Origin of the sequence: Argonema antarcticum A004/B2 (genome assembly GCF_023333585.1) — a bacterium.
Taxonomy (GTDB): Bacteria; Cyanobacteriota; Cyanobacteriia; order Cyanobacteriales; family Aerosakkonemataceae; genus Argonema; species Argonema antarcticum.
In genome coordinates, this window is record NZ_JAIQZN010000006.1 from 95,161 (window position 1) to 114,765 (window position 19,605).

Below are 19,605 nucleotides of genomic sequence, written 5' to 3' on the forward strand. Positions count from 1 at the left end.
AATAAATAGGAGTGTTCACCTTTCATTAAGGTCAAAATCATGCAAGTTGTCATTCAACCTCCCTCCCTCATAGAAACTGGAATTAAAGTCGAAACAGTCAACAATAGATCTCTGTTCAAATTTACCGATCCACTTCAATTACACCTAGAAACCTTGCTAGAAAAAAATAAAGTCAATTCTCTAACTGCTGAAGAACAAGACGAACTCAACGCCATCAACGAACTCGATCGCCTTTTTACTTACCTAAACTCCCTCCTGATTGCTCAAAAATGACCATTACCGAAGCAACCCGCAAATATGTCAGACAACGGGCTAAATATCTTTGCGAATATTGTCATTCTCCAGAAGAAATCAGTACCTCTCGTTTTACCATCGATCATATTAAACCCCGTTCTTTAGATGGTACGGATGAAGTGAATAATTTAGCCCTTGCTTGTAGCCGTTGCAATCAGCGCCGTTACAATTTTATAGCCGGGAACGATCTAGAAACTCAATTAGAAGTAGACCTATTTAACCCTCGAAGTCAGCAATGGCAAGAGCATTTTATATGGACGAGAGATGGGATAAAAATTCTCGTAGTTACACCAATTGGTCGTGCTACTTGCGATCGCCTTGACATAAACGACGAACGATATCAAGGAGAGCGATCGATTCAGGAAGCACGCGCTTTATGGATTAAAGCTGGCTGTCATCCATCACCAGACGATCCCAGAGAAAGACAATAAGCTTTTTAACCTAATAATAAATCAAATATCAGCAAACTAAAAAAAAGCCATGACTAAAATTACCCTAGACGAAACTAAACTCAAAGAATTGATTAAAACAGCTATTTTTGAGTTAGTGCAAGAAGAAAAAGAAGTGTTTTCCGAACTTTTAGCAGAAGTCCTTGAAGATATCGGCATGGAAAATGCAATTAAAGAAGGCGAAAATACTGAAATAGTCAGCCGCGAGGAAATATTCAAAATACTCAATAGACAACCATGAAAATTGAATTTAGAAAGAGTTTTGAAAAAGATTTACTTAAAATCCTTGATGGCAACCTGTTACTAAAGATTCAGGAAGTTATTGAACAGGTTGAGCAAGCCAAAAACTTAACTGAAGTCAGTAATTAATTTAATATCAATAACGTTCATGAATTGATTTGCATTCCCAAAAAAGTCCAGTCCCAACCGTCAAAACTTGCTCAGTTGGCATGAACAATTCCCAATAGGGAAGTCCAGAATCATCTTGGAAATCTGGCTGTAAAATTAGTTGGTAATCACCCTCAAAAACTAGAGTGAGACTAATATTATGAGCATAAATCACAAAATCAATCAATTCTTTATTTTCCAATTGCTGCAAAACTTTTTTGACAGCATCTATTTCTGTCTCATCTATTTCTACATCTATTTCTACTGGCAAAGAAGAAGTTAAAACTTGCTCTCCTTGCTTGAAAACCCAAGGTGTTGCCCTTGTGCCAAATTGCCAACTACCTTTGCGTAGATGTGCTAATTTTGGGTGAGTATAGGCAGACATCTCACCGAAATCTAGCCGTAGTTCATCCCCATAACTAAATATAACCTGATGACAAATTTCTCCGATCATCGGTTTAGTAATGACTGAAATAATTTGCTCGATATCTGGCTTCTGATTAGCAATAGATGTTTGAATAGCCATTTAAAGATCCTCTAAAAATTCTTTTGCTTTCTGGCGGAGTTCTTCATAAGTAAAATCGCCTCTACGGTTTAAAGTTCCACCATAACCATTTTTCTTTTCTTCTTCAAGGAATAAACCAAAACCAATCCTTAATTCGCCTCCCATCTTAAACTCCCTAGCGATCGCATCAACCTGTTTAATATCGCGTTTTCTACCCATCAATACATAGAACCCCAATTATTTAAAATTTAGCATATATGGTACATAAATGCGTTATATAAAAGTATTCCCTGCTTTTCTGCCAATTCAATATTTTAGGATTAGCCTCTTCAAACGCTGTTTTAATCTCTTCATCAACTTGAATGATAATGTTTGCCATAGTTTTTATTCCTCAATCAGTTGTCTCAGTTCATTAATATTAGAAGAAAACTTCAGTTCACCTTGTTGTTGTTCCACCTGCGCTAACTTGAAATTCTCATATATCTCATCACGACGTTCTTCAAGGATGTATTGGTTCAACAACAGTTGAATTTCCTCTTTTTCATCCGTAGAAAGACCTTTGATTACCTCAACTACATCATTAAATTTCATCACTAACAAAGCCTCAGTGTAATTTCATCTATTATTCACTGTAATGATAAGCTGCTACGCAGCTAAACCGGACAAACAGCATTACCTTTATTTTTGATTTTCCGCTCCCATTTAATCACAAGTTCTCCTTCATTTAATAATTTATGTAGCAATTCTTCTAATTGTTCTACTGATTCAAATAGCCGATGAGCTATATTGCCACACCAGTTCAATTAAATTATAATCAGGACTGTAAGCTGGCAAGAACTCTAAAATAATGTGAGGCATCTTTTAAACGATAAACTGTTGACATGATTGATACCTATTTTCGATGCTGATATAAAGCACAGTTTAATCCTAGCATAGTGACATCCCAACCCTCAACCAGCCCAAACTCGCCATCCTACTAACAAAATGCGAAACACCTACCCCAGAAGCGATCGGCTTTTGCGGCAAACTCACCGACACCCTAGCTATAGCATGGCTAACGGACGAACCCCTAGACCCCCCATTAAAAGGCTTTCCCCCTCATCAACCCAACCTGTCATCTGCCATTCAAACTTGGTTAGAGGAGACTTGAGAAGGCTTTTAGAAACCCGGTTTCTCCAAGAAACCGGGTTTCTGACCCCCAAAGTCCCAGTGATGCTATAATCAAAGTAGAATATTGGCCAACCTTAACCCTAATTCAATTCGATCCTACTCCGTTGTTTTTTGGGAGAAGTAACTATGAAAAATATCAAAATTATTGTAGAAAAGCACCCTGATGGTTATGTTGCCTATCCTTTAGGTATTCAGGGGGTTGTAGTTGGTGAAGGTGATACCTATGAAGAAGCTCTAAATGATGTGCGATCGGCTATTTTATTTCATATTGAAACTTTTGGAGAATCGGTACTAGAAGCTGAATCCTCAATACTCGAAGCTTTTGTAGCAGAGGCAAGCATATAATGGCAAAGTTTCCTGTTGATGCCCCCAAATCAAAGGTAATTAAGGTGCTTGAGAGTTTTGGATTTTCAATAGTCAGAGAAAAAGAACATATTTCTATGATTAGACAAAATCCTGATAGCACAACTACTCCTTTAACTTTGCCAAATCATAAACTGATTAAAGGTTCTACCCTCAGAAGTATCTGTACTCAATCTGGTATCTCACGAGATGATTTTATTGCTGCTTACGAACAAGTGTAGGAATATATTCGCTTTCCCCCGTATCAACCCAACCTGCCATCTGCCATTCAAACCTGCTTAGACGAGACTTGAGAAACCTTTAAGAAACCTGGTTAGAGGAGACTTGAGAATATTAGTTTCTGAATCCACCGATTTTGGGTTATCTGGTTTACAATTAGCCTTTTCAGCCAAGCTATAATTTCATCAACAGTAGAGAGGTAAAACTTTATATGTCAAACCTAGAACAAATTGAAGCCGCAATTCTCTCACTTCCATCCAATGAGTTTGAGCAGCTAAAACGATGGTTTTTTGACTTGGATTATGAACGCTGGGACGAACAGCTAGAGCAGGATATTGCCGATGGTAAATTAGAGGCATTAGCTCAAGAGGCGATCGCAGAGTTTGAAACTGGACATTGCCGAGAAATCTGATGCACTACACCACTCGACGATTTTGGCAATGCTACAACGCTTTACCTGAAAATGTGCAACAAACGGCTGATGAGTGCTACAAGTTACTCAAGATCGATCCGTCCCATCCGTCCCTACATTTCAAGAAACTGGGCAAAAAGTATTGGTCAGTCCGAGCAGGGTTAAATTACCGTGCTTTGGGTGTTGAAGTAGAGAACGGCATTTCTTGGTTCTGGATTGGGACTCACGCTGAGTATGACCAATTGATTAGCAAATTATAGCCTGACATCACAACTTAAAATTTTGTAATTTCATCTGTTTCGCTATTGATGAGTTTCCATGTAAGATCGCAGTAAGCTATTAATCTGGCTTTGATAACCTTGACCTTGAGATTTAAACCACTCTAAAACATCACTATCAATCGGTAAAGTTACTTCAGTTTTAGCCTTAGAATTAGGCAAGCCTCGCCGAACTACTGCTTTCGCCAACATTTCTGGCGTAATTTCTGGACAATCAGAAAAATCAATCTCTTCATCAGTCATCGCATCTAGGCGTTCCCAGTCAGTTTGAGAGTTGCTCGAAGTAAATTTGTTGTTCATATTTAGTTGCCTTTCTAGCAGAAATAATGCGGATACATTCCTCTCGTTCTGTATGGACAATCGCGACAACTCGCCCTTGCAATAAACCAAAGGTCACAAACCTCAGAGCCCCATAATTGAATCGTTCATCTTCAACCGTTACGATGTCTCCCTCAAAAACAATGGGAACATCAATAAAATCAATTCCATGTTTGCGGAGGTTGGCAAGACGTTTCGCCTCATCCCATTCAAATTCCATACATTGATGTTTAATTCTAGCATAGTGACATCCCAACCCCAACTTATCAGATTTCCCCTGTTTCTGTTCCCAATCTATCTCCTACTCTCTAAATAACAGCGGTTCCCGCTGTTATTTATTGTACCGCCTAACAGCGGGAACCGTTTAGTTCTTGTATATGTCGGGGAACTGTGTTCGGAGTTGATTGAGCTTCGGCAAATCATTCACCACCACGTAGGGATAATTCGGATTGCGATCGATAAAGTTCTGATGGTATTCCTCAGCTGCATAAAAACCGTTCAAGGGAACTATTTGGGTGACTATAGGCTTTGGGAAGGTGTGCGCTTTGTTGAGTCGATCGATATAAGCTTGGGCGACCCGCTTTTGTTCCTCGTTGGCAAAAAATATCGCCGATCGATATTGCGGGCCTCTGTCAGGCCCCTGTTCGTTCAACTGCGTGGGGTCGTGCGCCACCAAAAAATAGATCGAGAGAAGCCGATCGTAGGATATCTGCGACGGATCGTAGGTGATTTTCACAGACTCAGCGTGTTCAGTCCCTCCGGAACTGACCATCCCGTAGTGCGCGGTAGCCTCACTACCACCGGAAAAGCCTGAGACGACATCAGAGACGCCTTTGAGATGCTCAAAAACTGCTTCCATTCCCCAGAAGCATCCTCCAGCGAAAACAGCAGTCTGTGTTCCCTTGACCGTAGAAGTCGGGATATCGGTGGCCCGATCGGGAAGTGTCGCACGGGACACACCGTACAAGAGTGTAACAGCGGCCAACGAAATGATTGACAAGCCCTGTACTAGGTGGCGTTTGTTAGTAAAACTTCTTCTTAGCATAGCGTTGTGAACTCTGAGGGTTATTGAATATTGCTTAGTTCTTTTAACCAACTGATTTATATACGAATAAAAATCTCCACCGGATTGGATAAAACTTTCAAGCACGGCTCTTTCGGAATTATTATGCAAATGTTCTTTATACAGCGGCTTGCAGCTGCATGAAGTATAATGAAATGATTTTCTTTCAGGGCGCGACATTTGGGGCGGGTTTTGCCACGATTATTGTCCGTCAGCCACAAATTATCTGCCAAACCCGCCCCTACAATTTACCTAAGCAACGCTGCACGCATAGTTAAAACCCAAAAGTCGTTAAATCAAGAAATCAAGGCGCAGCTCACTCACTTGAAAATCTCTGTAACCAAACATGATATCAAAGGTTACTTGTCATTACCATAGGCCCAGATGGACTTTGAGGCACGGGTGACACTTCTACAGTTACAACTAACCCTGTTACCTCTAGAGCAGAGGGAGTAGGAAGTTTGACTAAAACTGTTCCCTTCTCACTTGCATTAAACTGCCCCGAAGGTATTTTTTCACCGCGAACGACTGACCAAAGCTGATAGAACTTACCTTCAGGTAAAACAGGAAGATTCTGTAGAATCAAAACCGATTTAGGTTCGCCGGGAGTCATCACAATACGTCCAGTAGCAGCAGATGCCATGTCCATCCCTTTGAGGGAAACTAAATGAGTATCGGGATTTCGGAGCATGGCAATCACATCTTTTTGGCGAGCCACCTCGGTTTGCACAGCAGTTAGATTTTGCCTGAGATTGTAGTTATCCCAACCGAGAGCCACAACTAATACTGCTGCAATACTTCCAGCCATCTGACGCCACGGTAAAGAAAACTGCTTTCGTGGTGACTCTTGTTTGATTTCAACATTGGCTTCTTCAAGAATAGATTGGCGAAGATGTTGTGGCAGAGTTACTTCAGGTAGGGCATAAGGCATAAGTTCCAGCACTTCTTGCAAACTATTTAGTTCCTTAGCTTGTTCAGGATGTTCTGCCAGCAGCCGCTGCAATTGCTCAGCTTCCTCAGAGCTAAGGTTGCCAAGGACATAACCAGCCATCAATTCTTCTAATTTTTCAGGCAGTTCGGGCGAACTCATAGCGTGTTATTCAATAAAGTCTTTTAGGTTTTTTCTTAAGTTCAATAATCCTTGGCGAGACCAAGTTTTAATTGTTCCTAGTGGTGTATCTAACTTTTTGGCAATTTCTGATTGCGAGAGTCCATCATAATAAGCCATCTCCAAGACTTGACGCTGAGAAGAGGGAAGTTGGGCTAAAGCTGAATTGACTTGCTGGGAACGCTGACTTAAGGAAGCTACCTCAAAAGGTGTGGGAGAGGGTGTTTCAGCCGTCATCATTTGACCCCATCGCTGGAGAAATTTCAGCTTTGTGCCACGGGAACGTAGTTTATCAATGGCTCTAGAGCGAGTCATGGTCGTCAAAAAGCTACTGAGAGAACCGCGATCGGGATTGTACTTGCCACTACGCCAGAGATTCAGAAAAATCTCTTGTGTAAGATCTTCTGCCTCTTGGGGATTAGCCAGGATTCTGAGTGCCAATCTGTAAACAAGACTGGCATAGCGATCGTAAAGAATACCCAGAGCCTTAGATTCTCCACCCTTCAAGGCGCGAAACACTTCTGCATCTGTCTGTAGTACCTCGTTAATCGGACTGGAATCAGCAGAGTCAAGATCCATAGGTTTTGAATAATAGGCGATCGCCGTCAACCGATTTTAGATTTTGGATTTTGGATTTTAGATGAAAAAGTCCAAAATCCAAAATTGTTAGTCAAGCTTCAAAATCGATTCCTGTTTAGGAGGCCCAGCCCAGCGTCTTTAACAACAGCATCTCATCTCTTTAAATACGATCGACAGAGCTAATTGGATGTCTTTTAGATTCTGGCAATCCAAAACGGGAGCGGATTCGTATTACTTGAGTAATCACCATGAGGCAATATCCTGGACATGGTGCGACCCGGCTTTATTAAGTACAAACACTCAGAGGGTTGAAAAAAGATATGAATTGGAAAATGCTTGGTTTAATCGCTAGTCTAACCTTAACCGCTGGTCTTAATTTCTCCGCTGCCGCTTTTAGCAACAATCAGATTACTCCCAACAGTACCCAACTGGCTTCAACAGGTAAGCTAGCTAATGCTATGAACAAGCAGCAGTCTGGTGATGCGATGAGTAAACCTGCTGATGCTATGAAGAAGGCTTTTTTGAGTCGGTGTAACAATTGTTTTACAGCGGTAGAGGGGGAAAAAGAGGAGCTAACCAAAGTTGTATCTGGACATCCCAACCCAAAAGAATTGCGATCGCACTCACCACCACAATTACACCCCCAACCTTCTGTAAAACTGCACTCTTTGAGCGTAATTTCCCCAAATATCGGCTCAGATAACGACCTCCGTAAGCTAAAACCAGCAGAGGTATGCCCGCTCCCAAACCATAGAAAACCAGCAAAAAGAATGCTGTTGCTGTATCGTGCTTAACAGCAGCCAGAATCAGAATGCTAGCTAAAACGGAACCTGCACAGGGAGTCCAAAGCAAACCGAGTTGTGTTCCTAGCCAAAATTCGCCCACTAATCCAACTCTTACTGGTTCTTTTAGCCAACTGCCGAAACGCAAACGACTGAACAGTCGATAATTCCATTCAGGAAAAATGGCGCTGAAGCCAGCAAGGAGAAGTAACGCGATCGCTCCATTCCGCAGTAAACTAGCTAATCCGGCAAACCAGCTAGCCGTTACACCCACTAGACTGCCAATTGTAGCAAAACCAGCAATCAATCCAGCGACTAAAGCCAAAGGGCCATAGCGATGAGAAGTTAGCGATCGGCCCACCAAGATTGGCAAAATCGGCAACACACAAGGCGATAAAACTGTCAAAATTCCGGCTAAAACTGCGATCGCAGCAGATAGATTAGAATTCGTCATTTACTTAGCCTAATAATCTGCGAATAACTTGTTCAGTTTCGTCATAAGCACCTTCCCCAATATGGTCATAGCGCTTAAAACCCTGACGATCTGCTAAAAATAGATGAGGCCAGTAACCGTTGTCGTAAGCATTCCAGGTTTTAAACTCATTATCCAAGGCAACCGGATAAGTAATTTGGTGTTGTTTCAAAGCTCTTTTAACATTGTTTACATCCCGTTCAAAAGGAAATTCTGGAGTATGTATCCCAACGACCTTTAGTCCGCTTTTTGCATACTGTCGATGCCAACGAGTAATATAGGGGAGAGTGCGCTGGCAGTTGATGCAAGCAAACGTCCAGAATTGCACCAAAACGACATTGCCTTTGAGGTCAGCAGTTTTGAGAGGATCGGAATTTAGCCACTGGCTAATATTCTCAAACTCTGGTAATAACTCTCCACTTGGTGAGGTAGCAACAGCAATTGAGTTAGAAGTGTCGATAGCAGCAGAAGTTGGATTGACAGTTTTTTTTAATCCAAAGCTGAGGGCTGTTGCACCAATTCCCAACCCTAAATACCAAAATAATTCGCGTCGCCGTAGCAAGTTTTTCTTCATCTCGGTAAGTTCCCACAGCGTTAAGCCCGGTGCCGATACTAACAAAGCCTGTCTACGCAGGCTGAAATCTTAGCCTGCATAGGCAGACTTTGTTTGTGTAGCCGCACCCTTGAGGGTGTCGGCTTATTCAATCTACGGATAACAAAAGCGATCGGATGTTTTAAGTAGGTGGTCGTAAATAAACTGAACATCCAGAAACCCGGTTTCTGGGGCCCGCAGTTTTACGTTTAATTATACCCACCTACTTATTTGGTGAGTTTCTTATAATTACAATCCAAAACCTAGCGGTTATCGTATGATCTTCATAAGACACTAAGACTGAAAACCTATGGTGCGTGACGTTCCTGCTCAAAAATCTAAATCCCCACCTAAACCAAATCAGGCGATCGCCGCCAAAATCTTTCACTGGATTAACCTGATTAGCCTGATTTTGATGATTGGAAGTGGGCTACAAATTTACAACGCAAATCCAGTGTTTGGCGGACGAGGTGGCTGGCACTTTCCATCCATATTTTTGCTAGGAGGTTGGCTTGCTGGAGGTAGACACTGGCATTTTGCTGCTATGTGGCTATTTGCACTTAATCTACTTGGCTATGGCATATACATTTTCATTAGCCGCCGCTGGAAGCATAGGTTTGTGAGTAGCAACGATCTTAAGGCTTTGCAAAAAAGTCAGAACGTAAAACGCAAAACTTATGCTTGGCACCGATTAGCTTTCACAGCGATCATTCCTGTTTTACTGCTTGCCATTCTCACTGGTTTGGGAATGTATAAACCAGCCCAGTTACATTGGATAGTTGATTTATTTGGTAGTTGGCAGGCGTTGCGAGTTGTTCACTTTATTTCAGTGCCAGTTTTTATCACCTTTGCAGTAATTCACTCTTTGTTGGGTCTAAAGGTCGGAGGTTCGCGTTTAATTAAATCCATTTTTTTCTAAAGGTATATCATGCGTCAGATTCAAGTTCCAAAACCCTACTTGCCGCGCCGTCGATTTCTTCAGTTGTCTGGAATCTCCAGTCTAGGTTTAATCTTGGGCGGGTGTGGAGTAAGTTTATTTGATGATGTTGTCCAAAAAGCAACAGAACCTCTCAACGAGAGTGTGGAAACCTTATTATTCAATCCGCAAAAGCCTGTTCCAGAATTTCCGGCAAGTGCAATTGAACCAGATGCCTTGCTAGTTAATACTTTTGATTTTACCCCAGATCTCGATCCCGCAAAGTTTCGTCTGACGGTTGATGGTGAGGTTAATCGTCCGATGAGTCTTAGTCTGGCAGAAGTTGAAAGAATGCCCTTAACTTCAATGACAATTCGCCATGTTTGTGTAGAGGGTTGGGCAGCTATTGTGCAATGGGGCGGAGTGCGATTGCGCGATATCGTAGCACTTGCTCAACCTAAAGTCAATGTACGCTACGTTTACTTTAAATCTGCTGATGGCTATTACGAAAGTTGGGATTTAGCTTCGGCGTTGCATCCTCAAACGCTGTTAGCTTATCAGAAAAATGGACAACCTTTGCCTATTGAAAATGGTGCGCCTCTACGTCTAGCTTCTCCGATTAAACTAGGTTACAAACAAAGCAAGTGGATTACTCAGATTACGCTACTCAGTCAGAAGCCTCCCTCTTTGGGCTATTGGGAAGATCGGGGTTATGAGTGGTTCGCAGGGCTATAGACGTTTTTTATAGCAACCGCTTTCGTCGGTTAGGACATTCTGAATTCCTGAAACGTTGGCGGATTCTAAACTTTTCTTCCCCTAGCCCCTAGCCCCTGGCTATATATTCAACAGAACGGTAAAGCAGCCTAACGTCAACAGTTAAATCCAGCAAACTAGAAGTTCGCTGGATAAAAACAGCAGTAATTTTTGATTTAAAAACTAAGCTCTGTTGATGATTTCTTTGGCCTTATCTTTGAGGTCTTCTACAGCGTGGATTACCGCTGCTTCATCCTGCTTTGCTTGACCTTCTATTTTGTCGTTGGGGTTTCCAGTGATTTCGCTAACGGCTTCCTGGACTTTACCTTCAATATTTTTGGCAACTGCCTTTGCCCGATCTTCAATGCTCATATTAAACTCCTTTGAACCGCTAGGGACTTAAAAATCTGAAACTCGGATGACCATATTATATTATAGGAGTTTATGGTGGTAAATAGGCTCTTCCTCTGGGAAGATATAAATAACAGGGAAAATTACTAGCTTTCCGCTAAAAGAATATCTATAAGGCCGCAGAGGGGAGGGGGTAAGAGGGGAGGGGGTAAGAGGGGAAAAAGAATGATCATAGATAATCTTCTGGCCTGAACGGAGTAATCAGAAAAGCGCCCAAATGTCTAACTAATGACTCATGACTGTTGACTGCAAATAGCCAACAGTCAACAGTAGATTTCCGCTTTTAACCGTCTTTGGTATCAGAGCTTCTATAGGCCCAGCTGATTGCCGCGCTTATACTGCATATAAGCGGCGAAAAACAGCCCAGTGAGGGTAACCAGCACTAAGCCCAGTACGATTCCTGAAAGTAGGGGTTCTACCACGTGAGTTCTCCTTGAATGTTAACGTTTATTTCCTGTATTTCATATTACTACTAGCTATTGCTGCCACGACGAAGCAACTGGGTATGATGCTAAAACTGGCTTAAGTCTAGCAGGTTAGGGCTGGACAGGTTTACAGGGGCGACATATTGGCCGATCGCGCACTTGCCTGAAGTGTCTAGAAATTTTAAGCTATGTATATCAATAAAAATTTACTTGTATTTTCTTACCGTGCTAAGTAACCATGTGGAAAAGCAGCCTAATAAACTAGAAGTCGCGATCGCGCAGCTCACCTTGATGGTTCTAGCACTGGTGCTGGCAATCCTGGTAGTGATGGTGGGCTTTCACCAGTGGCAGATGTCCAACCCTTATGTCAAGAATGTCTTGTCGCTGAATGGCGATCCAGTGCAGGGTCATGCCATTTTTCAAATGAACTGTTCTGGGTGTCACGGTTTGAAGGCGGATGGTCGAGTGGGGCCTAGTCTGCAAGGTGTCTCGAAACATAAGTCGGAAGTCAGCCTGATTCACCAAGTTACGAGTGGCAAAACACCACCTATGCCACAGTTTCAGCCTACACCTGAAGAAATGGCCGACCTGCTGAGTTATTTGAAAAAATTATAGCTGGAGGACACTAAGTGCTGAGTGCTGAGTCAGTACATCAGTGCTATGAGTGTTGTCAGGTTTGAAACTGTTTGGCATAAAATCGGGCATAGCGATCGCCTAATTGCAACAGTTCCTCGTGAGTGCCCGATTCGAGAATTTGCCCCTGTTCCAATACTAAAATGCGATCGGCCCGACGCACAGTAGCAAGTCTGTGGGCGATAATCAACACTGTGCGGTTTTTCATAATTCGTTCCAGCGCCTCCTGTACCAAAGCTTCCGACTCGGAATCTAGGGCGGAGGTGGCTTCGTCAAGGATGAGGATTCTGGGGTTGAGGAGGACGGCGCGTGCGATCGCAATTCTTTGTCTCTGTCCTCCCGATAAGTTTACACCCCTTTCTCCCACCCAAGTTTGATATCCTTGGGAGAATTGAGTAATAAACTGGTGAGCATTAGCAATCTTAGCTGCCGCCTCTACCGCTTCCAAATCGAAATCAGCTTGTCCAAAAGCGATATTCTGAGCAATAGTGCCAGAAAATAAAATCGTTTCCTGGGGAACAATCCCAATTTGTCGCCGCAGACTCCGCAACGTCACATTTTTTATATCAACGCCGTCAATAAAAATCTGCCCAATTTGGGGGTCATAAAATCGGGGTAGCAGATTCGCCAAAGTGGTTTTACCCGCACCGGATGGCCCGACTAAAGCGATCAATTCTCCCGGTGAGACTAATAAATTCATATTTTCCAGTACGGGTTTGGCGTCGTAGGAAAATGAAATATGCCGATATTCTACTTTACCCGTAACTTGTGGAAGTTCTTCTGCATCTGGGTTTTCCAGCACTTTCGGTTGAATTGCCATCAATTCAAAAATGCGATCGACAGACGCCTCACCCTGTTTAAAATCGTTGTAATTGCTAGTAATATGGGCGATGGGGTCAATTAACAACCCCACACCAGCAATATAGCTGACAAATTCTGCGCTAGTCAGGTTACCAATAGAAATTTGCCAACCGCCTAAGAAAAATAGCAGCATGACGCTGATAGCATATAAAAATCCCACGACTGGATTCTGAATTGCCTTGAGCTTTTCAGTTGCATACTTAGCTTGGCGATTAGATTCAGCTTCCTCAGCAAAGCGCTGAATTTGATATTCTTCTGCCGCAAAACCTTGCACCAACCGAATGCCGCTGAATACTTCTGTCAGCAAAGAAGATAAATTCGAGATCTGATTTTGACTGCGGCGGGAAAACTTGAGCATCTGTTCGCCAAACCAACCAATTAAAATGCCCATTAACGGTGCAACTATAAAAGTGGCTAGGGTGAGTTCCCAGTTCAGATAAATCATGTAACCCAGCACTACTATCAGCTGCAATACGCAGGGGGTAAAGTCGTGAAAGATTTTATTGACAACTTCTCCAATGCGATCGATATCTTCGGTGAGTCGATAAGTTAAATCACCTGTCTGTGCTGTTTCAAAATAACTAAGATTGAGACGCAGCAGGTGAGAGTAAATTTTTTTACGCAACTCTAGGGCAACCGAGAGGGCTGCTTTGGCCATAATCGAATCCTGACCGTACTGCATGATTTTCTGGATGAGGAAAACCACGGCAAGGATGCCTGATAACCGCGCCAGCGCTATTATATTGCCCTGTCCGATAAATTCGGCGATTCGCCCTGCCAATGCAGCTTGGATCGGCCAGAATACAGTAAATGCAAGGGTGCAAGTCAGTGCCTGTGCGATCGTTTTCCACTCTTGGCGGATGTAGGGGATGAGTTGGTAGTAACTAGAACGGGTTTTCAAGGCGATATCCAAGATAAGCTATGCTTTGACATAGGCTACCACCACCGCGCCCTTAGAAACCGGGTTTCTTGGAGAAACCCGGTTTCTGCCTTGTACTTCATGCAACTGAAACCCGCTATAGTGTTTCCATTTGAGATGTAAACAATGGTAAGTTGAGTTAGACGCGGTAATTAACTTAATAATGCTCACAGATAAGTCTTTTCCCGCGTCGTAACCCAACATTCACTATTAAATATGCGTTCACGACTCATTTGAAAACGCTATATAGTATTTTTAAATAATTCGTAAACAGCAAAAGTGTTGAAACCCTTATAAAATAATGACTTTTACTTTACATCTCATTTGAAAATGCTATATAAGGGGGGCTAGGGGGATCTAGATTCCAGGCTTTCGGTGCGTAAATACTATTGAAGTTAACGCCAAAAAGTGATATAATAACCAAAAATCTATACAACTAAATTCCTCCTGATGAAAAGCTCTCCTCTCGGATTTTGGGCTGGATTAGGAATTGCATCTGTGTGTCTGTCGGCGCAAAATCCCATATTGGCACAGATTGTACCAGATGCGACACTTCCCAACAATTCAATCGTCACGCCTTCTGGCAACAGCCTCACTATCGAGGGAGGAACGCCAGCGGGTAGCAATTTATTTCACAGCTTTCGAGAATTTTCTGTACCCACGGGGACAGAAGCATTTTTTAATAATAGTTTGAATATTCAGAATATTTTTAGTCGGGTAACGGGTAGTTCAATTTCTCATATAGATGGATTGATTAAAGCTAATGGCACAGCTAACTTATTTTTAATTAATCCAAATGGGATTATTTTTGGGCTAAATTCTAAATTAAATATTGGTGGCTCATTTTTTGGGAGTACGGCGAGTAGCATTAAATTTGGTGATGGAATAGAGTTTAGTGCTATCAATCATCAAAATTCACCATTGCTGAGTATTAATATTCCCATTGGGTTGCAATTTGGCAATAATCCCGGAGAGATTCGCGTACAAGGAAAAGGTCAGGAATTTGGTCTAAATGGCACAACAGAAAGTTTTGATAGCTCGTTAAATCCCTTAGAAGTTAATCCAGGAAATACTTTAGCTCTGATCGGTGGCAATGTAATAATTGATGGCGGTATTTTACAGGCTCCCGGCGGTCTTGTAGAGTTGGGAGGAGTAGCCGGAGGGGGAACAGTAGGATTTAATCCCGATCGTAGTTTGAGTTTACCCGATGACTTGGCGAGAGCAGATATATCAATTATCAACAAAGCTGGAATTAACGTACTTGCTGCTAGTGGCGGTAACATTGACATCACTGGAAGGAATCTAGATATTTCGGGAGACAGCCTCCTGAGTACTGGGATATCAACGGGTAAAGGTTCACCTGAAATAATGGCAGGAGTCATTTCCCTAAATGCCACTGAAGGGATAAAAATTGCATCGAGTCGGATTGGGAACAATGTGAATATTGATGCAACTGGAAATAGCGGCAACATCAACATTACAACCGGACAGCTTTCTATTACCAATGGCGCTCAACTGAATGCCAGTACTTACGGACAGGGGAACGCCGGAACTATGACAATTAATGCCCGCGATACGGTTTCCTTAGATGGGGTGGGTAGCAATGGACTCCCCAGTGCAGCTGGCAGCAGAGTAGAATTGGGAGCCGTAGGCCAGGGTGGAACCGTTAACATCACTACCGGGTCACTTAGGATTACTAATGGGGCTGTATTGGGAGCCAGTACTCTTGCACAGGGGAATGCGGGAACCGTGACAATTAATGCCCGTGATACTATCTCCTTGGATGGGGTGGGTAGCAATGGATTCCCCAGTGCGATCGGCAGCAGTGTAGAATCGGGAGCCGTGGGCAAGGCTGGGGATATCAACATTACCACGGGGTCGCTTTCTTTGACCAATGGCGCTCAACTCAATACCAGCACTCTTGGACAGGGCAATGCGGGAACTGTGACAATTAATGCCCGCGATACGGTTTTCTTGGATGGCGTAGGTAGGGTTGTGAGTTTTGTACAACCGGGAGCCATAGGCAAGGGCGGGAGTATTAACATCATAACTGGATCGCTGTCTCTGACCAATGGCGGTCTACTAGCTGCCAGCACTTTTGGACAGGGAGATGCAGGAACCGTGACAATTAATGCCCGTGATACGGTTTCCTTAGATGGAGTGGGTAGCAATGGACTCCCTAGTGCAGCTGGCAGCCGGGTAGAATTGTCCGGTGTAGGTCAGGGGGGGAGCGTCAACATCATTACTGGGTCACTTAACGTTACTAATGGCGCTGTATTGGGAGCCAGTACTCTTGGACAGGGGGATGGGGGAACGGTGACAATTAATGCCCGCGATCGGGTTTTCTTTGATGGGGTAGGTAGCAATGGATTCCCCAGTGCGGCTGGCAGCCGTGTAGAATCGGGAGCCGTGGGCAAGGCTGGGGATATCAACATTACCACGGGGTCGCTATCGATCGCCAATAGCGCTCAACTGAATGCCAGCACTTTTGGACAGGGGAATGCAGGAAGCGTGACGATTAATGCTCGCGATCGGGTTTCCTTGGATAGCGTGGGTAAGGCTGTGAGTTTTGTGCAACCCGGAGCCTTGGGCAATGGTGGGAGCATCAACATCACAACTGGATCGCTTTCTGTGACCAATGGCGGTCTAGTAGCTGCCAGCACTTTTGGACAGGGGAATGCGGGAACGGTGACTATTAATGCCCGCGATCGGGCCGACTTTGATGGCGTGGGTAGCAATGGACTCCCCAGTGCGGCTGGCAGCAGGGTGGAACCGGGAGCCGTAGGCCAGGGTGGAAGTGTCAATATCACTACCGGGTTCCTTAACGTTACTAATGGTGCTGTATTGGGAGCCAGTACTCTGGGACAGGGGAATGGGGGAAGGGTGATAATTAATGCCCGCGATCGGGTCGCCTTTGATGGTGTGGGTAGCAATGGAATCCCCAGCGCGGCTGGCAGCACTGTGGAATCGGGAGCTGTGGGTAATGGTGGGAACATCAACATCACTACCGGGTCGCTTTCGATCGCCAATGGCGCTGTACTGACGGTGAGCAGTCAAGGAAATGGTTCAGCAGGCAACATCGAGGTTACATCTCGCGACTTTCTATTGAACAATAACGGCAATCTCATTGCTACATCGGTAACAGGTTCAGGGGGAAATATTCAACTGCAAACCAGAAATATCCAATTACGCCATCAAAGTACAATCTCTGCTGTTTCAGCCCCAGGTAGCGCTGAAGGTAATATTGATATCAATACTCAAACCCTAGTTCTCCTAGAAGGTAGCCAAATTAGAACAGATGCTTTTGCTCCCAAAGGCGGTAGTAACATCAGAATCACACCGGCAAATAGTTTTGGTTTGGCGGTATTTCAGTCTCAAGATAGTGTAATCAGTGCCAGTGGCAACACGACTTTAGAAAGAGATATACAACCTCAAACTTCTGACATTCCCAAAGTCGAAGTAGTCGATCCCACTAGGCTAGTTACCCAAAACTGTCGCAGCAGGGGACTAGAGCAAAATCAATTGATTGTTACCGGCAAAGGTGGTTTACCACCTAACCCGAATGAAGCGCTTAATGGTAATGCCTTATGGGTAGATTTAAGAGCAACAGCAGCACAAAGTGCAAAAGGGGGAGAATTATCAATCACCGATCGCACTTCACCTCGTAGCACTCCCCAAATTGTAGAAGCTATTGGTATTGCGATCGCTCCCGATGGTAAAGTTATCCTCACTGCCAATGCTTCCACCGTCACCCCACCTTCTCTAACTCATCCCTCTTGTTATCAGTGAGGAAATAGACGACAAATGAACCCAAAAGTAAAGTTATTGTCGCTGACTGTTTGGATAACTGTCTCCCTCTTGACAATTGGCGCAACGCTAGTCGTTCTGGGAATTTTTAACGCCGCACTGCAATGGGATATTTTCAGTTCCCAAGTTGAAGCCGTCTTGTATGGAATCTTTTTCTCTTGTGTAGCTCTCAGTGCTTTCGGCGTCGCCATGACTTTTGTACTTGGCATTAAAAAAATAGTCGAAGCAGTCGAATCTCTTGAGCAAAATCGACGCTTAGATAGTTCTTTAGTCGTCCCGGAAGCACGACGAATAACATATGCAGGATATATGTTGGGAATCGTCACTGCTATGTCTGCTCTTATAGGTGTGCTTGCGTTAGTAGATTACCAAGTTCAGATTCATCGCAGCCAAGTTTTTAAACGGGTAGCGTCGGAACAAATGGAAACCTTTAGAAATAAATTTTTACAGCAAGTAACCCTCCTGAAGAAACCACCTGCAAATAACATTCCTAAAACTCTTCCGGAACTGGTAGAAAGCATAGGTGGATTGTCATTTGTTCGGAATATTACGCTATATGTGCCAGACTCTCAGGACGAGTCCGCGATGTGGCGTTACACAAGATATCAGAGAAACTCTAAAGGCGAGCCTATTTTTGAAAGGTTTTTTGTAGCCAAAGACTATGAAAAAGCTATAAAACAAGCTTTAAAAAACAATTCTAAATCTCTCAACTCTCTAAATCAAAAAACTGGCTTTCAATGGTATTACGTCCTTAAAGATGCACGGGGTAATTCTATAGCCGTGATTAGAGTAGATGGCAACCCACAAGAAAACTTTAGGGAATACACATTTTAATAATTTAGAGCAAACAAAAAAAAGCAGTAGGACAAAAGCCCTACCGCTATCCAACCCAAAGGAGAAAACTTGCTATAATTAAAAACCAACTAATTCTCGCGCTTCTAAACCAGCGAGTTGTTGTGCTATTGCTAATCGCGCTTCCAGCTTAGCAACGCTAAACTGATTGCGGAGATATTCCAGGTAAGCGATCGCATTCGCTTTTTCCGTATTTAATTGCGTTAAAAGATCCAGCGCCTTTTGATATTCCTGATTGAATTGCAACAATTCAAAACGACGCGCCCTGCGTTGAACTTCATTTCTTAATTGAGAACTAGCCGCCACCATCATATCAGCTCTGCCTTCAAAAGCATTAATTAGCTGCCGCATTGCAGATAATTCGTAGTCCAATTCAGCGATTCTTTGGGCGGCTTGAGAAATAGCAAGGGGATAATCACTGAGTTCGATCATCAAGTTATTTCCTCATAAAAAAAACGGCAGTCAAAAGTCAAAAGTCAAAAGTCAAAAGTCAAAATTTTCTTTTTTTTGCCTTTTGACTTTTTTTAAGCAACAAGTTCCTGCCGTTGAGAATGTACGGAAATCTCAGGAAGATGGAGAGGAAGCTGCTCAAATTGCGATATAGGGGCTTTTTCCAAAACTTCAATTTCGATCCGCACAGAAACGAGGTAAGAACCAGCTTTTTCGCCAACCGCTTCAGAAATCAGCTTGGCGAATTCCGGGCGCTTCGCTGTGAGGGGGTCTCGCAAAGTGCAACGATCCCAGTCGTGCTTGGCATTCGGATTGAGGCTGAGAATGTAGTGCTTAGTCATAGGGCAAAAACCTGAATCCATCCTCTAGAACGTCGCCATTGAACCATTTCCAAGGAAACTGGGCTCGATGACTCTACCTTTATATTATAGTACAGGTGTACTGTTTTAGCAAGAGTGTGCGATCGAGAGACAAAAGGTGGAAAAGGTGGAAAAGGGGGACAAGGGATTTCCGAATCCCCCTACCCAAAGACAGATGGAGTAATCTAGATTAGACCTGAAAGTTTAATGTTTCTCAAACAACCAATT

29 protein-coding genes and 1 pseudogene are annotated in these 19,605 nt (G+C 43.3%); 14 read left to right on the top strand and 16 right to left on the bottom strand.

The window, feature by feature from the left end:
• Positions 1 to 39: 39 nt before the first annotated feature.
• The 4 genes from LAY57_RS04245 to LAY57_RS35715 are packed head-to-tail and all read left to right on the top strand — an operon-like array spanning position 40 to position 1,112.
• Positions 40 to 273 (top strand): hypothetical protein, encoded by a 234-nt coding sequence (locus LAY57_RS04245; RefSeq protein ID WP_249065056.1) that lies wholly within the window; start codon positions 40 to 42, stop codon positions 271 to 273.
• Positions 270 to 725 carry an HNH endonuclease gene (locus LAY57_RS04250; protein ID WP_249065057.1) on the top strand — a complete coding sequence of 152 codons (456 nt, stop codon included), beginning with the start codon at positions 270 to 272 and terminating at the stop codon, positions 723 to 725. Before LAY57_RS04245 ends, LAY57_RS04250 begins: the two co-directional genes overlap by 4 nt.
• Before the next feature lie 49 nt (positions 726 to 774).
• The gene (locus LAY57_RS04255) at positions 775 to 984 is read left to right on the top strand and encodes a hypothetical protein (RefSeq protein WP_249065058.1); all 210 of its coding nucleotides are present in this window, start codon (positions 775 to 777) and stop codon (positions 982 to 984) included.
• The gene (locus LAY57_RS35715; RefSeq protein ID WP_275993580.1) at positions 981 to 1,112 is read left to right on the top strand and encodes a hypothetical protein; all 132 of its coding nucleotides are present in this window, start codon (positions 981 to 983) and stop codon (positions 1,110 to 1,112) included. The genes LAY57_RS04255 and LAY57_RS35715 overlap by 4 nt, the downstream gene beginning before the upstream one ends.
• Positions 1,113 to 1,119: 7 nt before the next feature.
• On the opposite strand, the gene LAY57_RS04260 is transcribed toward LAY57_RS35715, so the two are convergent.
• The 4 genes and pseudogenes from LAY57_RS04260 to LAY57_RS04275 all read right to left on the bottom strand — a co-directional run.
• Positions 1,120 to 1,656, bottom strand: coding sequence for a hypothetical protein (locus LAY57_RS04260; RefSeq protein WP_249065059.1), 537 nt, complete (start codon positions 1,654 to 1,656; stop codon positions 1,120 to 1,122).
• Entirely contained in the window at positions 1,657 to 1,854 is a 198-nt protein-coding gene (locus LAY57_RS04265; protein ID WP_249065060.1) for a hypothetical protein, read from the bottom strand.
• A gap of 165 nt (positions 1,855 to 2,019) precedes the next feature.
• Positions 2,020 to 2,226, bottom strand: coding sequence for a hypothetical protein (locus tag LAY57_RS04270; protein WP_249065061.1), 207 nt, complete (start codon positions 2,224 to 2,226; stop codon positions 2,020 to 2,022).
• Positions 2,227 to 2,288: 62 nt separating this feature from the next.
• Positions 2,289 to 2,484: pseudogene (locus tag LAY57_RS04275) on the bottom strand (transposase); the annotation flags it as partial.
• Positions 2,485 to 2,644: 160 nt separating this feature from the next.
• On the opposite strand from LAY57_RS04275, the gene LAY57_RS36395 reads away from it, so the two are divergent.
• The 5 genes from LAY57_RS36395 to LAY57_RS04295 all read left to right on the top strand — a co-directional run bounded on the left by LAY57_RS36395 (position 2,645) and on the right by LAY57_RS04295 (position 4,059).
• Positions 2,645 to 2,785, top strand: coding sequence for an NACHT C-terminal alpha/beta 1 domain-containing protein (locus LAY57_RS36395; protein ID WP_420839060.1), 141 nt, complete (start codon positions 2,645 to 2,647; stop codon positions 2,783 to 2,785).
• A 146-nt stretch (positions 2,786 to 2,931) separates the two neighbouring features.
• Positions 2,932 to 3,150: a type II toxin-antitoxin system HicB family antitoxin gene (locus tag LAY57_RS04280; RefSeq protein WP_249065062.1), complete on the top strand. Its 219-nt coding sequence runs from the start codon at positions 2,932 to 2,934 to the stop codon at positions 3,148 to 3,150.
• Positions 3,150 to 3,389, top strand: coding sequence for a type II toxin-antitoxin system HicA family toxin (locus LAY57_RS04285; RefSeq protein ID WP_249065063.1), 240 nt, complete (start codon positions 3,150 to 3,152; stop codon positions 3,387 to 3,389). The genes LAY57_RS04280 and LAY57_RS04285 overlap by 1 nt, the downstream gene beginning before the upstream one ends.
• Before the next feature lie 209 nt (positions 3,390 to 3,598).
• Entirely contained in the window at positions 3,599 to 3,799 is a 201-nt protein-coding gene (locus LAY57_RS04290; RefSeq protein ID WP_249065064.1) for a hypothetical protein, read from the top strand.
• The gene (locus LAY57_RS04295) at positions 3,799 to 4,059 is read left to right on the top strand and encodes a ParE family toxin-like protein (RefSeq protein ID WP_249065065.1); all 261 of its coding nucleotides are present in this window, start codon (positions 3,799 to 3,801) and stop codon (positions 4,057 to 4,059) included. Before LAY57_RS04290 ends, LAY57_RS04295 begins: the two co-directional genes overlap by 1 nt.
• Before the next feature lie 42 nt (positions 4,060 to 4,101).
• Here the strand turns inward: LAY57_RS04295 and LAY57_RS04300 are convergent, their stop codons facing one another.
• The 7 genes from LAY57_RS04300 to LAY57_RS04330 all read right to left on the bottom strand — a co-directional run bounded on the left by LAY57_RS04300 (position 4,102) and on the right by LAY57_RS04330 (position 8,973).
• Positions 4,102 to 4,377 carry a BrnA antitoxin family protein gene (locus LAY57_RS04300; protein WP_249065066.1) on the bottom strand — a complete coding sequence of 92 codons (276 nt, stop codon included), beginning with the start codon at positions 4,375 to 4,377 and terminating at the stop codon, positions 4,102 to 4,104.
• Positions 4,340 to 4,615, bottom strand: coding sequence for a BrnT family toxin (locus LAY57_RS04305; RefSeq protein WP_249065067.1), 276 nt, complete (start codon positions 4,613 to 4,615; stop codon positions 4,340 to 4,342). The genes LAY57_RS04300 and LAY57_RS04305 overlap by 38 nt, the downstream gene beginning before the upstream one ends.
• Positions 4,616 to 4,759: 144 nt before the next feature.
• The gene (msrA, locus tag LAY57_RS04310) at positions 4,760 to 5,353 is read right to left on the bottom strand and encodes a peptide-methionine (S)-S-oxide reductase MsrA (protein WP_249065068.1); all 594 of its coding nucleotides are present in this window, start codon (positions 5,351 to 5,353) and stop codon (positions 4,760 to 4,762) included.
• 457 nt (positions 5,354 to 5,810) lie between these two features.
• On the bottom strand, positions 5,811 to 6,548 hold the full coding sequence (locus LAY57_RS04315; RefSeq protein WP_249065069.1) for an anti-sigma factor: 738 nt from the start codon (positions 6,546 to 6,548) through the stop codon (positions 5,811 to 5,813).
• A 6-nt stretch (positions 6,549 to 6,554) separates the two neighbouring features.
• Positions 6,555 to 7,145, bottom strand: coding sequence for a sigma-70 family RNA polymerase sigma factor (locus LAY57_RS04320; RefSeq protein WP_249065070.1), 591 nt, complete (start codon positions 7,143 to 7,145; stop codon positions 6,555 to 6,557).
• Between the two features lie 543 nt (positions 7,146 to 7,688).
• On the bottom strand, positions 7,689 to 8,381 hold the full coding sequence (locus tag LAY57_RS04325; RefSeq protein WP_249065071.1) for a cytochrome c biogenesis CcdA family protein: 693 nt from the start codon (positions 8,379 to 8,381) through the stop codon (positions 7,689 to 7,691).
• 4 nt (positions 8,382 to 8,385) lie between these two features.
• Positions 8,386 to 8,973: a thioredoxin family protein gene (locus LAY57_RS04330; RefSeq protein ID WP_249065072.1), complete on the bottom strand. Its 588-nt coding sequence runs from the start codon at positions 8,971 to 8,973 to the stop codon at positions 8,386 to 8,388.
• Between the two features lie 328 nt (positions 8,974 to 9,301).
• Here LAY57_RS04330 and LAY57_RS04335 point away from each other — a divergent pair, with 328 nt between their 5' ends.
• Positions 9,302 to 9,910: a cytochrome b/b6 domain-containing protein gene (locus tag LAY57_RS04335; protein ID WP_249065073.1), complete on the top strand. Its 609-nt coding sequence runs from the start codon at positions 9,302 to 9,304 to the stop codon at positions 9,908 to 9,910.
• A 9-nt stretch (positions 9,911 to 9,919) separates the two neighbouring features.
• Complete coding sequence (locus tag LAY57_RS04340; protein WP_249065074.1) at positions 9,920 to 10,642, top strand: molybdopterin-dependent oxidoreductase; 723 nt, start codon at positions 9,920 to 9,922, stop codon at positions 10,640 to 10,642.
• Positions 10,643 to 10,843: 201 nt separating this feature from the next.
• On the opposite strand, the gene LAY57_RS04345 is transcribed toward LAY57_RS04340, so the two are convergent.
• Together LAY57_RS04345 and petG are read right to left on the bottom strand one after the other, a co-directional pair.
• Positions 10,844 to 11,032: a CsbD family protein gene (locus LAY57_RS04345; protein ID WP_249065075.1), complete on the bottom strand. Its 189-nt coding sequence runs from the start codon at positions 11,030 to 11,032 to the stop codon at positions 10,844 to 10,846.
• Positions 11,033 to 11,379: 347 nt separating this feature from the next.
• Complete coding sequence (gene petG / locus LAY57_RS04350; protein WP_249065076.1) at positions 11,380 to 11,493, bottom strand: cytochrome b6-f complex subunit V; 114 nt, start codon at positions 11,491 to 11,493, stop codon at positions 11,380 to 11,382.
• Positions 11,494 to 11,721: 228 nt separating this feature from the next.
• Between petG and LAY57_RS04355 the strand changes: the two genes are divergently transcribed.
• Entirely contained in the window at positions 11,722 to 12,111 is a 390-nt protein-coding gene (locus LAY57_RS04355; protein WP_249065077.1) for a c-type cytochrome, read from the top strand.
• Positions 12,112 to 12,166: 55 nt separating this feature from the next.
• On the opposite strand, the gene LAY57_RS04360 is transcribed toward LAY57_RS04355, so the two are convergent.
• Entirely contained in the window at positions 12,167 to 13,891 is a 1,725-nt protein-coding gene (locus tag LAY57_RS04360; protein ID WP_249065078.1) for an ABC transporter ATP-binding protein, read from the bottom strand.
• Positions 13,892 to 14,359: 468 nt separating this feature from the next.
• On the opposite strand from LAY57_RS04360, the gene LAY57_RS04365 reads away from it, so the two are divergent.
• Entirely contained in the window at positions 14,360 to 17,698 is a 3,339-nt protein-coding gene (locus tag LAY57_RS04365; protein ID WP_249065079.1) for a two-partner secretion domain-containing protein, read from the top strand.
• Between the two features lie 15 nt (positions 17,699 to 17,713).
• Positions 17,714 to 18,550 carry a hypothetical protein gene (locus LAY57_RS04370; RefSeq protein WP_249065080.1) on the top strand — a complete coding sequence of 279 codons (837 nt, stop codon included), beginning with the start codon at positions 17,714 to 17,716 and terminating at the stop codon, positions 18,548 to 18,550.
• 78 nt (positions 18,551 to 18,628) lie between these two features.
• On the opposite strand, the gene LAY57_RS04375 is transcribed toward LAY57_RS04370, so the two are convergent.
• Both LAY57_RS04375 and LAY57_RS04380 read right to left on the bottom strand, forming a co-directional pair.
• Complete coding sequence (locus LAY57_RS04375; RefSeq protein WP_249065081.1) at positions 18,629 to 19,000, bottom strand: hypothetical protein; 372 nt, start codon at positions 18,998 to 19,000, stop codon at positions 18,629 to 18,631.
• Between the two features lie 92 nt (positions 19,001 to 19,092).
• On the bottom strand, positions 19,093 to 19,359 hold the full coding sequence (locus LAY57_RS04380) for a hypothetical protein (protein ID WP_249065082.1): 267 nt from the start codon (positions 19,357 to 19,359) through the stop codon (positions 19,093 to 19,095).
• Positions 19,360 to 19,605: the final 246 nt, after the last annotated feature.

Bases quoted from the DNA above. Each gene is read 5' to 3' on its own strand.
- LAY57_RS04290 (WP_249065064.1), top strand. From the start codon at position 3,599: ATGTCAAACCTAGAACAAATTGAAGCCGCAATTCTCTCACTTCCATCC.
- LAY57_RS04255 (WP_249065058.1), top strand. From the start codon at position 775: ATGACTAAAATTACCCTAGACGAAACTAAACTCAAAGAATTGATTAAA.
- LAY57_RS04270 (WP_249065061.1), bottom strand. From the start codon at position 2,226: ATGAAATTTAATGATGTAGTTGAGGTAATCAAAGGTCTTTCTACGGAT.
- LAY57_RS04380 (WP_249065082.1), bottom strand. From the start codon at position 19,359: ATGACTAAGCACTACATTCTCAGCCTCAATCCGAATGCCAAGCACGAC.
- LAY57_RS04345 (WP_249065075.1), bottom strand. From the start codon at position 11,032: ATGAGCATTGAAGATCGGGCAAAGGCAGTTGCCAAAAATATTGAAGGT.
- LAY57_RS04340 (WP_249065074.1), top strand. From the start codon at position 9,920: ATGCGTCAGATTCAAGTTCCAAAACCCTACTTGCCGCGCCGTCGATTT.
- LAY57_RS04330 (WP_249065072.1), bottom strand. From the start codon at position 8,973: ATGAAGAAAAACTTGCTACGGCGACGCGAATTATTTTGGTATTTAGGG.
- LAY57_RS04285 (WP_249065063.1), top strand. From the start codon at position 3,150: ATGGCAAAGTTTCCTGTTGATGCCCCCAAATCAAAGGTAATTAAGGTG.
- LAY57_RS04375 (WP_249065081.1), bottom strand. From the start codon at position 19,000: ATGATCGAACTCAGTGATTATCCCCTTGCTATTTCTCAAGCCGCCCAA.
- LAY57_RS04370 (WP_249065080.1), top strand. From the start codon at position 17,714: ATGAACCCAAAAGTAAAGTTATTGTCGCTGACTGTTTGGATAACTGTC.
- LAY57_RS04265 (WP_249065060.1), bottom strand. From the start codon at position 1,854: ATGGGTAGAAAACGCGATATTAAACAGGTTGATGCGATCGCTAGGGAG.
- LAY57_RS04335 (WP_249065073.1), top strand. From the start codon at position 9,302: ATGGTGCGTGACGTTCCTGCTCAAAAATCTAAATCCCCACCTAAACCA.
- LAY57_RS04245 (WP_249065056.1), top strand. From the start codon at position 40: ATGCAAGTTGTCATTCAACCTCCCTCCCTCATAGAAACTGGAATTAAA.
- LAY57_RS35715 (WP_275993580.1), top strand. From the start codon at position 981: ATGAAAATTGAATTTAGAAAGAGTTTTGAAAAAGATTTACTTAAAATC.
- LAY57_RS04295 (WP_249065065.1), top strand. From the start codon at position 3,799: ATGCACTACACCACTCGACGATTTTGGCAATGCTACAACGCTTTACCT.
- LAY57_RS04280 (WP_249065062.1), top strand. From the start codon at position 2,932: ATGAAAAATATCAAAATTATTGTAGAAAAGCACCCTGATGGTTATGTT.
- LAY57_RS04260 (WP_249065059.1), bottom strand. From the start codon at position 1,656: ATGGCTATTCAAACATCTATTGCTAATCAGAAGCCAGATATCGAGCAA.
- LAY57_RS04325 (WP_249065071.1), bottom strand. From the start codon at position 8,381: ATGACGAATTCTAATCTATCTGCTGCGATCGCAGTTTTAGCCGGAATT.
- LAY57_RS04250 (WP_249065057.1), top strand. From the start codon at position 270: ATGACCATTACCGAAGCAACCCGCAAATATGTCAGACAACGGGCTAAA.
- LAY57_RS04365 (WP_249065079.1), top strand. From the start codon at position 14,360: ATGAAAAGCTCTCCTCTCGGATTTTGGGCTGGATTAGGAATTGCATCT.
- LAY57_RS04305 (WP_249065067.1), bottom strand. From the start codon at position 4,615: ATGGAATTTGAATGGGATGAGGCGAAACGTCTTGCCAACCTCCGCAAA.
- LAY57_RS04300 (WP_249065066.1), bottom strand. From the start codon at position 4,377: ATGAACAACAAATTTACTTCGAGCAACTCTCAAACTGACTGGGAACGC.
- LAY57_RS04315 (WP_249065069.1), bottom strand. From the start codon at position 6,548: ATGAGTTCGCCCGAACTGCCTGAAAAATTAGAAGAATTGATGGCTGGT.
- LAY57_RS04320 (WP_249065070.1), bottom strand. From the start codon at position 7,145: ATGGATCTTGACTCTGCTGATTCCAGTCCGATTAACGAGGTACTACAG.